We start from the raw sequence: 14,791 nt of genomic DNA, 5'->3' as shown, positions 1-14,791 counted from the left end.
GGTTTATGCTGATAGCGGGCTTAGGAATAAAGCAGTTTTGAACAAATATGTTTCGCCGGTTTTGTTCAATTTGCCTTTAATAGTAATATCTACTTTCTTTTTTATTTCGCTCACATTGCGCAAGGGGTAAAATTTGTTGATCTCGGTAATGTTCACGCTGATATCAATATCATAAATCCTATTTTCAAATTTGCTGATAGAGCGCAACAACGATTGCCTCAGCTTTTCTTCCCAAATAGTCTCACTCATAATGAGTTCAAAATCCATATCCCAAATCTCGCAGCCAAATTCGGGGTTGTAACGGTGCTCGCCAAAACGGGTAAAAATAATGAGTTCGATGTATTGCGATATAGACGCGCCAAGGTCTTGTTTATCAAGGTCCTGGCCATTATTGATATGGCTAAAGCGGATCGGTTTTGAATAAAGCGGGTTTAGCATAAATGATATTATTGGATTTCGCTTATGTTAAATTTTAACTTTTTATAAACATTTATTTTCAAAAATAGTTGTAGATATGTTTTATTGGTTACAAATAGTTGATAAAGTGTTGATTTTTTGATAATTATTACACTATTGGTTAATTAATAAATAATGAGTTAAGTATTATAAATGCAGCTTTTTTAGCTGTAAATAAACCGAACCGATACTATAATATTAGATGAAACCTGTAAACAATAGCGACCTAAACCGGGCTTATCGCAAATTCATGATGTACCTTATTACATTACTGGGTTTGGCCATCATTATCGTTTACTTCTTTTTTGCAACCTCGGGCCGTGAGCTTGAATTATTAAATGACCGCGTTAAAAAAACAGATCAGCTGATAGCGCTCCGTACCGATATCAATAACAGCTTTGAATTGATCCTGCTGCGCATGCAGCAACTCTCGCAGTATGCAAAAATGAATTCGCAGGAGCTTAATAACCAAACGGTACTGCTCAATGATATCCAGGAGAGCAATCAGCATATCCGTGAGCGGCTGCAAAGTAACCCTTACCCGCTTAAAAGTTTTGAACTGTATAAAAAGCTCAGCAACGATATTGAAACCATTGCCAGCATCAAAGATTCGCTTTTTACCACACGTTTCCAGATCGAAAGCCTTCGCTCACAGTTAGAGTCATGCAGCCGGGTAAATAAATCGGCTATTAACCAGTTAAACCATCACTATCCGCATTAATAAGCCATATGTTAAAATTTAGTTTAAAAGAACGGAGAGAAAAATTCCTGTTTTTCATGGGGATGTTTTTAGTGACGTCGGTGATATTGTGCGTGGCTATATTTTATAATTATGGCAACGAAGGGTTTGTATCAAAAAACGAGTTTGCTAAAAAAGTAAACGAAGAAGAGCAGTTTGAAAGCCTTGTTACAGAAGCGTTACCAACCGTTGATACCACGTATCATAAAATAGTAAAGTTTAACCCCAACGTGCAGGCCGTTTTTTTGGAGAATGACATCAGCGGTTCAATAGGTGCTGTAAAATCATATTACAACCGCCGCCCTTATGACGCGCGGTATAAATGCTTTATCCACGCTTCAAAACTGTTGCAGGCTCTTTTTTATGATAAGCGCGAACTAACGGGCAATTATAACGATATCAGGAACATAAAAGGATCGGTTGATGACTGCCACATTGCACAGCGGCAATTGCAGCAAAACATGAGCATGGCCCGGTAAGCATCATCATACATCTACCATATATAACCTAAGCAAAATGAAAAACGATTACAACGACGGGAGGCCCGTCGATACTAACCGGAACACCTACACCTTTTTATACATTTTTACTGGTGTAGTTGTTATTGCCGGTATCATTTTCCTGCTGCGTAGTTCATTGTTTGAAAAGAGAGTGATCAACGCCCGTATCCTGAAGGACGAGATAGCCCTGAACGAGCACCTGGTTTACTCGGATAATACGGCTAATGCAAAAAGCTGGCTTTGGGAGTTCGGCAATGGCGATAAATCAATTCAACAAAACGGGAGCTACCGCTTTAAAAAAACAGGCGACTATATCATACGGCTTACAGTTGACGGCAATTTGACGCAGCAATTCCCGGTTAGCGTAAAAGATAGTACCCCAACCATAGCTGCCGATACCCTGATTACAATTAACGGCCCCACACAGGGAATTGTAAATGAACAGGTAAGACTTGAGGCGCAGGGTAACGCCCGGATTTTTGAATGGTCATTTGGGGAAACCGGCCGGGTGGATGTTAAAGGACCAACTGCACTCTACACCTTTCATAACCCCGGTACCTATTTCATCAAACTGAGCACGGATAAAAGCAGGCGCCCGGTCTATCACCGCATGCGTATTACCAATCCCGATTCAACATTTGCCAACCAGATCGTAAACCCTGGTGAAAGTGAGCGCCGTGTAATCGATGATATCAGGGCACACCTGCAGGCCATAGCCAACGGCGGTGATTTTAACCGCCATTATTATTACCTGGTTAGGAGGTATTTCTGCGGAGATGAGAAAGTTACCGTAAACCTTGAAGATAATGGCGAGAGCAAACGGACTGATTTTTATTCCTACTGTATGCGGTTAACTTTTGGAGGTGGCATCAGTGTTGACGAAGCACAGGTTACCCTAAAGCCAAAATCAAACTGTTCAAGCATGCTTTCGGTAAGGCAGCATGCAACCACTGCCGCTCCCGAAAAGAGGCCCAGATAATCCATTTTAAAACCTATTTGCATCAACCAACATGAAAAATATATTAAGCTTCGTTTTTTTAACCTGTATAGTAATTGCGGCCCGGGCGCAATCGCCGGTATCGCTTGGCAAAACAGTGGTAACGCTACCCAAAGCTTTTGAAAAACCTGATGAGCGTACCAGCATTTACAATACCGACGACCGTACTTCCCTGCCATGGATCGTATTTTCGGACAGGGCCGAAAATTATACATATACCTCGCCGGGCGGAACGCTGGTAATGAAAAAAATAAGTTTCATGGAGCCTTTTTATGTAAGTGAACAAAAAAACGGTTTTATAAAACTGATTAAGTACCAGGCAGGCATGGTACAGGGTAAAAAGCTTACCAATAAAAAAGGCTCGCAAAGTTACGGATGGATCAGCATTTCAAAGGTGTTGCCCTGGCAGTCGGCTTTTACCAGCACAAATGGTTATCCCGAAAAATATATCACCATTATAAGTGGTGCCGGCCCGCTTACTATGCCCGATTATTATTATGACAAAACTGATTCGGCATACATTTTTGCCGGGCCCGATCAAAGCCAGAAAAAAACCAAAGTGGCCCTGCACAATGTAGTTTATGTATACAAAAAATCTGACGACGGAAAAAAAGTATTGGTAGGGTCCGATCCGCAGTTGATTGCCGATAATGCAGCTGGCAGTGTTTATGGCTGGATAGCCGCCGACGCCGTTCATAGCTGGGGCGATAGGCTATATATCGGGTCGGCAAGGGAAAACCAGCCATTGATCAATGATTCTATTGCAAGGTATATCAACAGTTCCCTGAAAACCAATAATAGCAAGGGAGGTACGGGCTATTTTGCTTTTGATCCCTTACTGGCCGATAATGCTCCCTTGTTATTGAGCATGCCTGTAAGCTCATCTGCTTCGGGTAATCTTAGCCTCGGCTTCGCAACCGATGTTTATGATAAAAGCCATAACAGTGTGCTTAATATCAAAGGCGGGCATTTAGCATATAAGGATTATCTCAAGATCCGCAGCAATGTTCACCACGTTAACATTGTGTTTGTGGTTGATGGCGGCAGCCCTATGCGCAATTATTTTTCGGGTATTACCAGCACTATTCAATCATTTGAAGATATTTTTGATGCGCATGCCAGGGGTAACCAGGTTAGATATGGGGCTGTAGTTTACCGTAACGCGTCCGGCTGTCAAACCGGGGGCATCCAGTCAACCCCGCTTAACGCCGATTATCGTAACCTGGTAAAATACCTCGAATCACAGTCAACAGTAACAGGTAACTGTGCCCCGGTGATAAGTTCCCAACCTGTTTTTGACGGTATCCGCACGGGCTTAAGCCTTTTTGGCAATCATCCCGACGAAACCAACCTGGTCATCCTGATTGGTGCCACCGGTGCTTTAGATCGTAATTCGGTAGGGGTTAATACGGTGGCCAGTCAGATAGCGGCCGCCAACGCCCGCTTGTTAGCTATCCAGGTATTTAGCGATTACAACCCTATCTACAATGATTTTGTAATCCAGGCAAGACAAATTGTATCACAATCTGCGGTAAAGCTGGCCGATTATAAAAAACAGCGCATGGTGAATGGAGAAGGCCTTACCAACGTGCAGCAATTCAATACATCACTGTCTGATTCGGTTTCTTTTTACCTCGATTATCCCAAAAAGAGCCTGATCCAGGGCGCTGTGGTATTTCCGCCCAAGAGAGTAGTAAAATCAAACCAGGCCATGAGTTTGGCAGTTGAACGCCTGATGCGCGAAACCGATTATGATATCCGTAACCAGATCCATACGCTTGATAGTGCTTTCAGGCTTACCGGGCGCGAAAACCGTTATGTACAGCCGCTGGTTATGCAGCAACAGGGCCAGCCATCAACCGATTTGGGAAACAATATGCCGCATAACGCTTTCAAATATTACCTCAGCGCCGAAGCACCCAGGAACCTGGTAAATGAAAGCAAGGGGCAGCTGCAATACCTGCTGATATTGAACGAGCAGGATTATAAGCAGCTAACAGATCTGCTGTCGCTCATGATAGGCGAAAACCTGCAGCGGGACGCGTCCGATTATCGCTCAAAATTGGTTGATAACTACGTTGATATCGCTGCCAAGCATTTAGGGCTTAACTTATCTGGCGGTGATATTAAAGACATGACCCTGGCCGATTATTTTCTGCGGGTTACCAGTTTACCCTTACCCGGCAAAAAAGATTTCTATAATAAAAAGGTGAATGATCTTAAACACAACGATGATATGCCGCAGGCACAATTTGAGGAATATATCCACTATTTGATCCATAGCAGCGATGTTATTAAACAGGCCGCAATTACCAATCAACACTTTACGTCAAACGGCAAAACCTATTATTATATAACCCAGGCTAACCTGCAATAGCATATGAACATAGTTAATTTAAGCGAGTCGGTGAAAACGGCGGTGCGGGTAGCGCAGTCATTAGCCAAAGAATATCACCATAAGGAATTTGGTCCGGCGCACCTTTTAAAAGGCTTGATGCACCAGGAAGTTGGGTTGAAGAACCTGCTTCAATCCATCGGGAAGGACACGGCTTACATAAGCGATTGGGCCGAAGTGCGCATTGAAGACTATTCGGCCGCGTTAACCGTGCCCGACGAAATGTTAGGTAACAGCCAGGTAAAACAGGTATTTGAAGAAGCCGATAATGTGCGCATAAAATTAGGCCAGGATTTGATTATGCCCGTTTGTGTATTGATTGCGTTAATAAAACCCAATGTGGGTTTTGATGCTAACCAGCTAAAATCTTTCCCGGTAAAAGAACGCGAGTTGCTGGATATTTATTTGAGTAATGAGGATGTTAACCATGCGGTAAATCCCTCTGCGCAGGCCACAAACGGCAGCGATGTACCCAAACAAACAACAGCATTACTCAAATACTGTGTAGACCGTACAAGCCTGGCCAAACAGGGTAAGGTAGATCCCATCATAGGCCGGGAGCGTGAAACACGGATGGTGATGGAGATCCTGAGCCGACGCACCAAGCCCAATGTGATGATCACCGGCGATGCGGGCGTTGGCAAAACAGCCCTGGTTGACGGGTTCGCGCTTAGCATTGTAAACGGACAGGTACCGGCATCGCTTAAGAATGTACAGCTTTTTGAACTTGATCTGGGTTCATTGATCGCGGGGGCATCTTACAAAGGAGAAATTGAAGACAGGTTAAAAAACATCCTGCGCGAGATAAAGCAGTTTGAAAAAGCGATCCTGTTCATTGATGAGATCCATACCCTGCTCGATAATAAAGGGCCGATAGGCGGCGGTGTTGGCAACCTGCTGAAACCGGAGCTTGCCCGGGGCGAAATAACGGTGATTGGTGCCACTACTATCGACGAATACCGCAAAGTGATTGAGCCCGAACAGGCATTTAGCCGCCGGTTTGAGGTGCTGCAGGTAAATGAGCCCGATACGCCTACAGCTATAAAAATGCTTAAAAAACTGGTGCCCCAATATGAGGAGCACCACAACTTAAAGATAGACGATAATACTGCCGAAGAGTGCGTTAGACTGGCGCAGCGGTATATGAAAGACCGTCGCCTGCCCGACTCTGCCTTCGACCTGCTCGACCGTACCATGGCTGCTATCCGTTTAATGAACGATACCACCGATACTGCCCTTTCCGAACTCCGCACCGAACTGGACGAATTGAAAGCTCAGGATGATGCAGGCGATTTGATCGGAGCCTACAAATGGCTTTACACCTTGTATCGCAATAAAATAAGCGCGGTGTTGTTAGGCCAGCTGGAAGATGAAACCCAGGTTGATACTTTTGAAACGCCCGATGAATACATCGCTTACTTTGAACGCAATTTGAGCCGGCTTGAAGAATTGGCTCAAAATAAAACCGAGGTGGTGAATAAACATGATATTGCCGCTATTATCTCCTATAAAACAGGCATTCCCTTAGGCAAGATCCAGGCACAAGAGAAAGAAAGGCTTTTAGGCATGGAAGGCTTCCTGAAAAAACGGGTTGTTGGGCAGGACCAGGCGTTGAAAGCCGTTTCTGATGCCATACTCGAATCGCGGAGCGGACTGAACAAAAAAGGGCAGCCCATCGGCTCATTCTTTTTGCTTGGCCCAACAGGCACCGGTAAAACGGAGCTGGCCAAATCAATAGCCGAGTTTTTATTTAATGACGAAAAAGCGATGATCCGCTTTGATATGTCGGAGTTTAAGGAGGAGCATTCGGCCGCATTGCTGTATGGCGCGCCGCCGGGCTATGTGGGGTATGAAGAGGGCGGCTTGCTCGTAAACAAAATAAGGCAGCAACCTTATTCGGTTGTGCTGTTTGATGAAATTGAAAAGGCACACCCATCGGTATTTGATATCTTTTTACAGATCCTGGATGAAGGGCATATGCACGACAGGCTGGGCAAGCAAGGCGATTTTTCAAACGCGCTGGTGCTATTTACCTCAAACATTGGCAGCGAGTGGGTATCTGAGCAAATTAGCCGGGGGCATATGCCTACATCAAACCAATTGATGGAAGTGATGGCCAATAAGTTCAGGCCGGAGTTTTTGGCGCGGTTATCAGAAATTGTACCCTTTGCACCTATACATGAAGAAAATGTAGTACGCATCTTTGAGATCCAGCTCAAAAGCCTTATACAGGCGCTTGAAAAAATGGGCATAAACATGCAGTTAAGTGCCGAAGCCAAAAATATGCTGGCTTTAAGCGGTTTTACACCCAAATATGGTGCACGGCAGCTATCGGCGGTGATCCGTAACCAATTGCGCAGGCCAATATCACGCTATATTATTTTGGGCGAACTGAAAAAAGGAAATACTATCGCCATAGATAAAAAAAGTGATGATACTGAATTATTGTGGAGCATTAGTTAAGTAATTTAACTGAAATACATACTGTTAAAAACAATTTTATAGTTATTGCATTATAACATAAACACTTTCATACTTATCATTTATTAAATAAAGCTATGTTTAATTACGAAATAGGGGGAAACGAAACAAAAGTTGATTCCTCAGAAGCATTTGGTGAGATAGCTCCCAATAAAACTTTGTTTATTCAAAAATTAACTGATAATGAGCCGCTGAGACCTGAGAAGGTTGAGGGACTTAAAAATGTTGAAGAGGTTTTTGCTCATTACAAGCCAAAAGTAAGTGTTGAGCTTGAAAGAGAAAACGGAACAAATGTTACCGAAACGCTGCACTTTAACAATCTTGGCGATTTTGCCCCCAAAAACCTGGTACAACAAAGTAAATACCTGCATAAACTTAATATTCAGCGCGAGATGTACCTCAATATCATGAAGCAGCTGAAAACCAACAAAACGCTGAAGTCAACCCTTGATAACGCCGAAACCAAACAGGCCTTTATTGAGGCGTTAAAAAATATAGTAACCGAGCTTGACCAATAATTAGCTAATCCTAAACATTTAACAACACGATCATGGCAACACCAAACGAGCAGATCCTGAATGAAAATTCAACAGACCAGGCTCTTAAAATAAAAGAAAGAAGCGGCGCGACACCTCTATCAACCAGTTTAGATAAACTATCAAAAGTTGGTGGTTTTGATTTGCTGGAAGCTACTATAGATGGCCTTCAAAACCTGAACCCCGAACGCAAAGCCCGTAAACAGATCTTTTTAACTGATGATGAGAAGAAAGGGGAGCGCGAAGAACTTAAGCTGAAGCTTAATCAATGGATAGAAGCTTTGGAAAGCGGCGAATCGGTTAGCGATACTATTCAGAAAAGCGCCGAAAAACTGCAAAGCGTTGAAGAAAACCTGAACAAAAATTTACTCAATGTATTGGAAAGCACCCGCGAGCTTGAACAGGCTTACCGCACAGTGCATTTGTTTTATAAAAACACCGAACAGGATAAGCTGAAGAATGTGGTATTAATGAATGCCACGATCGATCAGTTGAAAGAGCTTGATAATCCGCGCTTTATTGAATATGCTGCAAATGAGCTTAAGCAAAATTATGACAGGCTGGATCTTCGTCAAAATTACTCAATCCTGGTTGTGCCCGGCTACCTTGGCTCAAACAAGGTAGTTGAACGCTGGTCAAAAATAGCCTATGATAATAAAGTAATGCTGGTGACCGATTTTGCGGATCTTGAACAACCGGATGATGTGATAGACCTGTTTACATCAGCCAATTTAACCGGCGGCGATGCTTTTAAATCAAATACCATCATGACCTGTAACTGGCTCGTAGGCCGCGGCAAAGTTGCCGAAGCGGGTGAAGAGGATGACCTGTATATCCCTGGTTCAGCAGCATTGGCGGGTAAAATGTATTATACGCTGATGTCGCAGGTTACCGCCGGTAAAAAACACGGCGCGGTTAACGAGGTGGATGGCGTACGCTTTGACCTTAAAAAGAGCGAGATCTCGCACCTGGAGCGCATTGGCCTGGTACCCATGGTGAATGAGTATGGCAAAGTAATGGCATTCTCGGCCAAAACTTTGTTTAATGGCGATAATATCGGTTTGCAAACCTATTCGGTAGTGAGGGTATTTGATTATATCACCAAAGTATTATTCGACTTTTTGAACCGCCGAGCTTTTGAAAACTGGACTTCAAAAACAGAGCAGGACCTGCGCTCGCAAATTGTGAAGTTTTTGGATAACATCCAGGGGCCCGACAGGCTTATCGAACGCTTTAAAATAATCAGGTTTGAGCGCGATGAACAGCAAAAGGACCGCATTCACCTTGATATTAATATCACGCCATATTTTCCCGCTAAAAGCTTTGTGGTAAAGCTTGACGGGCAAAAAGGTGAGGATGCAAGCCCAACGTGGAACAGCGAATATAAACAGCAGTAATATCGCGGTACACAACGTTGTGAAGTGGTAATGAATCCCTTTTAAAATAAGGAAGCACCTACTGGAGCGATATCGGATATGTGCAAAACAATATATTGGCTCCGTAGGTGCCTCCTGTTAGGAGGTGGGTTTTAAAAGCGAGATTCAACCGTTAAACCAGCGCTGTGTGCATTTTAGGTTAATTTAACCGAAGGCCTAACTTTATTTATTGTTAAATATGGTTTATGTTTGCATTGATGAGGCAGCTATTGATCATTAATGCAGATATAGATAAAACACCAACAACAGCGGCATTGATCAATGCCTATAAAGACGGGGCCCAGGCCGCCGAAGCTGTAGTAAAAGAGATAGCCATCGCCGATCTTAAATTTAATCCCAACAAGCAATTCACGCTAAGCAATAACGAGCCCGAACCCGACCTGGTGCAAGCTGTAAACGCGATAAAATGGGCATCGCATGTGGTTATATTTTGCCCGGTTTATAAAGATTCGATCAACTCAAAAATTAAAGGTTTTTTTGATCGCGTTTTTATGCCCGACCAGGTTTTTATCAGCGGCTCGTCGGTTAATTTCAATGGCCGGTCAGGACGTGTGGTTTCTATATTGGATGAAGCTGCCTGGCAGGACTGGCAGGTTGATATGAAGCCAACCTATCTGGCAGTAAAAAAACTAACCCTCGAAAAGCGCGGCATCAAGCCTGTGCATACCAGTACCATCGGGCATCTCTATAACCTCGATAATGAGTACAGTAAAAAGTGGATTCAAAAATTATATTCTTTTGGGTTAAAACTTATTTAAATAAATATTTAATATTTTCTCAAAACAATAAATTAATTACATTGTAGTTATTAAAGTGATGCGCAAAGCATCTACTTTAAATTATTAACCTCTTAAAATTTATCATTATGGCTTTCAAAGCAAGATTAAATTTTTCGGGCAAGGACTACGATGTGCTCACTTGCTCCTATGCATTAAACCGCGATGTAGACTCAAAAGGACGCCCGTCCTCAGGTATTTACGGCGGTACTATCGATATCGAGATCGAGTCGACTGAAGACACCTCCATTATCGAATCAATGGTTAACAACCAGTACAAACCGATTGCCGGAACTTTGCTGATCAAAAAATCTGAGGAAGACGCTAAAATGAAAGAGTTGTCTTTTGAAGATGGCTACATCGTGAAGTATTCTGAAGGTATCGACATTACAGGCGCAACTCCAATGAGTTTGAAGTTTGTGATCTCGGCCCGCAAGTTGAAACTGGGAAGCGCCGAGCACGTGAACGATTGGCCAGGTAAAAACTAAGCCCGGCCGATTTTGTTATCTGTTTGTGCCGAAGGGGCACTTAATTTATTTATCTACTTAAAACTTTATTGATCATGGCTTTCAAAGCAAGAATTAGTTTAGGATCGAAAGAATTCGATGTGCTGCAATGCAGCTATTCATTAAACAGGGACGTTGATTCAAAAGGCCGTCCGTCATCAGGTGTATATGGTGGTACTATCCAGGTTGAGGTTGAATCAACCGAAGATACTTCGGTTATCGAATCAATGGTGAACAGTCAGTACAAACCAATCCACGGCACTATTACCTTCAAAAAATCTGAAGAAGATGCCAAAATGAAGGAGCTTAATTTTGAGGATGGTTACATCATTCAATATAACGAGGGGATATCGATTATCGGTAACAACCCAATGTCGTTAAGCTTTGTGATATCGGCGCGTAAGCTGAAAATAGGCAACGCCGAGCACGAAAACGACTGGCCTAAATAATATATCAGTACAATTGATTTGTACTGTCTTTTAAAAAGATACGGAGGAGATAGTAACATATTTTCCTCCGTGTTCTTTTTACAGCTTTTGTTTAGGTTCAGTTATAAACCTTATGAAAAGAAAGAAGAGAATAATAAACCCAGCCTTACCCACTACAAAGAAAAAGGTGAAAAAATCGTCGGTTCCAACCCCCATGGAATACGTGCAGCTTTTTAATACCTGTGTTATTAAAAAGGAAAAAATTGCTGCTGTCGATAAGATCATCGATGAAAAGGTAACCGTAAACCGCCCCCGTTACGAAAGTATTTCAAACCTGGTACGCCTTGGTACTAATGCGCCGTCGGCTGCCGGAAATAAAAATCTTTTCGCATCGGTGTATACCCCTTTTTTTGATCGTTATAACACCACACCGCTATCATTAAACCCAACGGCGGCTAATGCCAAACCCGAAAGTGTTTTGGATCTGATGATCAAACCGCAAATGACAACCGGCCTTTTGGGAGGTAATTTTTTTGATACCGGGAGGTTTACTCCAAACGATCCGTTCACGTTTATGAACCTTTTTGGCGGCGGCGGAGCTATCCCCTGGTATTTTATTGCCTGCGTACATTATATGGAGTGTTCGTTCAGTTTCAAAAAACACCTGCACAACGGCGATCCGCTTACCGGTTATACGGTACAGGTGCCCGCCAATCGCCCAAAGGTAGGTCATGGCCCTCCGTTTACTTTTGAGGAGAGTGCTGTTGATGCTATTAAACTGATGAAGTATGATAAGGTAACCAATTGGAGCCTGCCGTTTATTTTGCAAAAGCTGGAGGGATATAATGGTTTCGGTTATAACAAAAAGGGCATTCACACGCCTTACCTCTGGAGTTTTTCGAACCAGTATGTCAAGGGCAAATATGTCAAAGACGGTGTTTTTGATGCCGAAGCGGTATCCCAGCAAATGGGCGCGGCAGTTATCCTTAAACGCATGGAAGACAGGGCACTGATCAGTATTCCCAGAAATTAACCAATGAAAAGGATCGTTAAATATATGGTATTATTACTGCTTGCTACCGGGTTGGCAGGTTCGGCCATTGGCTGCAGTGGTAACCCTAAAGCCCCGGTTGCTGATACTGTCAAAACCATAGCTAAGTCGGCCTCCCGAACTGTGCATAAGTCGCCCCTCACCGATGAGCAGTTGTTCAGGGCCTGTCTGAAACAGTTTAAAGCTGCTGCCCTGCAAAAAAACAAAAAGCAACTGGCTGCCATGTTTTACTTCCCGCTGCAAACAACACCCCAATGGTCAAACGAAGATTTACGATCTGCTAAGATTAACCCTGCTGAAGGGCTGGTTAGCGGAGCAGAATATCCACAGTATGAGCCTGCTATATTGAATGCTGACGCGCTTCGTCTTATACCCAAAAGCACAGAAGACGATCTGTCGGAAATTGACGCCGCTACCGACGAAAACTATTATAAAGTTATTGCAAAAGTTACAGATAAAGGTAGTAAGCTTTACGAGTTGCAGCAACAATATGAGCAAAAAAATGGCAGGGAAACATCGTACGGGTTTGTTTTTGGCAAAGTTAACGGGCAATATAAAATTATAAGTTACTACAGCCCATGGCCAGTTAAAGGTTAATGGATTTTATAGCCGAATTATGGAAAAGAAACTAAAAGTAGATATCAATATTGAAGGTACCCAGATCACCCATTTCTCTACCTTTAACCTTGACCAGCGTTTTAATGAGCACCATACTTTCCAGCTCAGGTTTAACCATGATATGGTTGAAGAGTACAACGCTGTTACGCTCGAAAACTCAAAGGACTTTATTGGTAAAAACATTACCGTGCAATTTGGCACAGCCGATAGCGGCGAAAATAAATTTAGCGGTATTGTTACCAAGGTAGAGCTTTCGCAAAGCCATGGGTTTCATGGCGATATCCTGGTGAGCGGCTTTAGTCCGACCATCCTGATTGACCGGGGCCCCGATCTCGGCTCGTACCTTAACAAAAGCCTGAGCAGCATTATTCAGTTAGCTACGCAGGATGCACCTGCAAATGATCTGAACCTCAATATCAAACCAACCAATACTTCGCCTATTGATTATATCATTCAATATCGTGAAAGCGATTTTGAGTTTATCAACCGTCTTTCGGCCGAGTATTACGAATGGTTTTATTACGATGGTGCTAAACTAAATTTCGGTAAGCCTGATAAGCTGGAGGAGGTTGCTCTAATTTACGGGCGTGATCTGCACAGCCTGCAATATGCAATGCAGATAGCGCCTTTAAAGCATAACAAGTTTGCTTACAACCCCAGGCAGGATGAACTGCTTTCGTCGGAGCCGCAAGGCTCTTCGGGCAGTACGCCGGATCTTTCGCATGCCATCAGCGCGTCAAACAAAGTTTTCAGCAAAGTTTATAATGAACCATTGGCTGTTAGGGTAAATAACAAAAAAGAAATAGATGATTTTGTTAATAACCAGCAAAAAGCGCTGATATCCGAATTGGTTACCATTGTAGGCAATGGCGACAACCCCATGGTGGGCCTGGGCAAAATACTTAATGTAAGCATGAGTGTAAGGGGCACAGGTGCTTTTGAATTGCAGGATTTTGGCAAGTTCCTGGTTACGGCGGTTTATCACCAGATCGACGGTGTTGGCCATTACCAAAATACGTTTGAAGGCGTTACTGCCGATACGGAGCGTATCCTGGTTGCTGAAGCCGAAAAACCCAACCCGGATATGCAGCTGGCCGATGTTACCGACAACGCCGACCCGGATGGGCATGGCCGCGTTAAAGTAAAATTTAAATGGCAATGTACCGCGAATGATGTTACCGAGTGGCTTAGAGTAGTTTCTCCTGACGCAGGCAGCTCGGATAAAGTAAGCAAGAATCGCGGGTTTGTTTTTATCCCCGAAGTTGGCGACCAGGTGCTGGTAGCATTTGAGGAGGGTAATATTGCCCGCCCGGTTATTATTGGCAGCATGTTTAGTGGTAAAACAGGCACAGGCGGCAGTCAAACCAATAAAACCAAAGCGCTTACTACCCGAAGCGGCAACACCGTGATACTGGACGATAGCAATGGCAGCATTAACGTTAAAGATCCCAGCGGTAACGTGGTAACCCTTAATGGCGACGGTACGGTAACCATTTATGCGCCAAACACCTTAACGCTGGTATCAAAAGATATTAACATTAATGCGGGCAATAGCATTAACATAACATCATCGCCGGCCAAAGAAGGCGGGGGTGACGGTGTTATCAATGTTACAGCCAAAAAATCGATAGCGGTAGCGGCGCAGGATGAAGGTATTACTACAAATGCGAAAAAAGATATTGCCTTTACCAGCGAAACCGAAAGCATCAAACTTTCTGCATCAGCCAAAGACATCACTTTTGATGCGGCGGCCGGCAAACTTTCATCAAGCAGCAAATCGGCCGAGATCAGCTCGACCGACAAAATGCATCTCAATGGCGGCAGTCTTGCGCATATTATAGCAGGCGATGTTGAAATTAACCAATCATGATC

Annotated in this window: 14 protein-coding genes; 13 read left to right on the top strand and 1 reads right to left on the bottom strand. The window is 43.5% G+C overall.

Features of this window, described 5'->3' with window-relative positions:
- Nucleotides 1-3: 3 nt before the first annotated feature.
- Nucleotides 4-438 carry a GPW/gp25 family protein gene (locus BLP33_RS18190; RefSeq protein ID WP_090531703.1) on the bottom strand — a complete coding sequence of 145 codons (435 nt, stop codon included), beginning with the start codon at nt 436-438 and terminating at the stop codon, nt 4-6.
- 220 nt (nt 439-658) lie between these two features.
- Here BLP33_RS18190 and BLP33_RS18185 point away from each other — a divergent pair, with 220 nt between their 5' ends.
- The 13 genes from BLP33_RS18185 (at nt 659) to BLP33_RS18125 (ending at nt 14,789) form a co-directional block, all read left to right on the top strand.
- Nucleotides 659-1,177 (top strand): type VI secretion system TssO, encoded by a 519-nt coding sequence (locus BLP33_RS18185; RefSeq protein WP_090531702.1) that lies wholly within the window; start codon nt 659-661, stop codon nt 1,175-1,177.
- Nucleotides 1,178-1,185: 8 nt separating this feature from the next.
- Nucleotides 1,186-1,674, top strand: a complete 489-nt coding sequence (locus BLP33_RS18180) for a type VI secretion system transmembrane protein TssO (protein ID WP_139160017.1) — start codon at nt 1,186-1,188, stop codon at nt 1,672-1,674.
- A gap of 37 nt (nt 1,675-1,711) precedes the next feature.
- The gene (locus BLP33_RS18175; RefSeq protein ID WP_090531699.1) at nt 1,712-2,674 is read left to right on the top strand and encodes a PKD domain-containing protein; all 963 of its coding nucleotides are present in this window, start codon (nt 1,712-1,714) and stop codon (nt 2,672-2,674) included.
- 31 nt (nt 2,675-2,705) lie between these two features.
- Nucleotides 2,706-5,069 (top strand): type VI secretion system protein TssR domain-containing protein, encoded by a 2,364-nt coding sequence (tssR, locus tag BLP33_RS18170; RefSeq protein WP_090531697.1) that lies wholly within the window; start codon nt 2,706-2,708, stop codon nt 5,067-5,069.
- A 3-nt stretch (nt 5,070-5,072) separates the two neighbouring features.
- A complete protein-coding gene (locus BLP33_RS18165) occupies nt 5,073-7,550 on the top strand; it encodes an ATP-dependent Clp protease ATP-binding subunit (protein WP_090531696.1) in 2,478 nt (825 codons plus the stop codon).
- A 95-nt stretch (nt 7,551-7,645) separates the two neighbouring features.
- Nucleotides 7,646-8,086 (top strand): type VI secretion system contractile sheath small subunit, encoded by a 441-nt coding sequence (locus tag BLP33_RS18160; protein WP_090531694.1) that lies wholly within the window; start codon nt 7,646-7,648, stop codon nt 8,084-8,086.
- Between the two features lie 32 nt (nt 8,087-8,118).
- Nucleotides 8,119-9,501, top strand: a complete 1,383-nt coding sequence (locus tag BLP33_RS18155) for a DUF5458 family protein (RefSeq protein ID WP_090531692.1) — start codon at nt 8,119-8,121, stop codon at nt 9,499-9,501.
- A 224-nt stretch (nt 9,502-9,725) separates the two neighbouring features.
- Nucleotides 9,726-10,298 (top strand): NAD(P)H-dependent oxidoreductase, encoded by a 573-nt coding sequence (locus tag BLP33_RS18150; RefSeq protein ID WP_090531690.1) that lies wholly within the window; start codon nt 9,726-9,728, stop codon nt 10,296-10,298.
- Between the two features lie 107 nt (nt 10,299-10,405).
- Entirely contained in the window at nt 10,406-10,804 is a 399-nt protein-coding gene (tssD, locus tag BLP33_RS18145) for a type VI secretion system tube protein TssD (RefSeq protein WP_090531688.1), read from the top strand.
- 74 nt (nt 10,805-10,878) lie between these two features.
- On the top strand, nt 10,879-11,271 hold the full coding sequence (gene tssD / locus BLP33_RS18140; protein WP_090531686.1) for a type VI secretion system tube protein TssD: 393 nt from the start codon (nt 10,879-10,881) through the stop codon (nt 11,269-11,271).
- A 112-nt stretch (nt 11,272-11,383) separates the two neighbouring features.
- Entirely contained in the window at nt 11,384-12,283 is a 900-nt protein-coding gene (locus tag BLP33_RS18135; protein WP_090531684.1) for a hypothetical protein, read from the top strand.
- A 3-nt stretch (nt 12,284-12,286) separates the two neighbouring features.
- On the top strand, nt 12,287-12,898 hold the full coding sequence (locus BLP33_RS18130) for a hypothetical protein (RefSeq protein ID WP_090531683.1): 612 nt from the start codon (nt 12,287-12,289) through the stop codon (nt 12,896-12,898).
- A gap of 19 nt (nt 12,899-12,917) precedes the next feature.
- Nucleotides 12,918-14,789 (top strand): type VI secretion system Vgr family protein, encoded by a 1,872-nt coding sequence (locus BLP33_RS18125; protein ID WP_090531681.1) that lies wholly within the window; start codon nt 12,918-12,920, stop codon nt 14,787-14,789.
- Nucleotides 14,790-14,791: the final 2 nt, after the last annotated feature.

Source organism: Mucilaginibacter sp. NFR10 (assembly GCF_900100445.1).
GTDB lineage: Bacteria > Bacteroidota > Bacteroidia > Sphingobacteriales > Sphingobacteriaceae > Mucilaginibacter > Mucilaginibacter rubeus.
The sequence above is the reverse complement of the archived record's forward strand: the minus strand, read 5'-3'. Positions and strand labels throughout refer to the sequence as shown.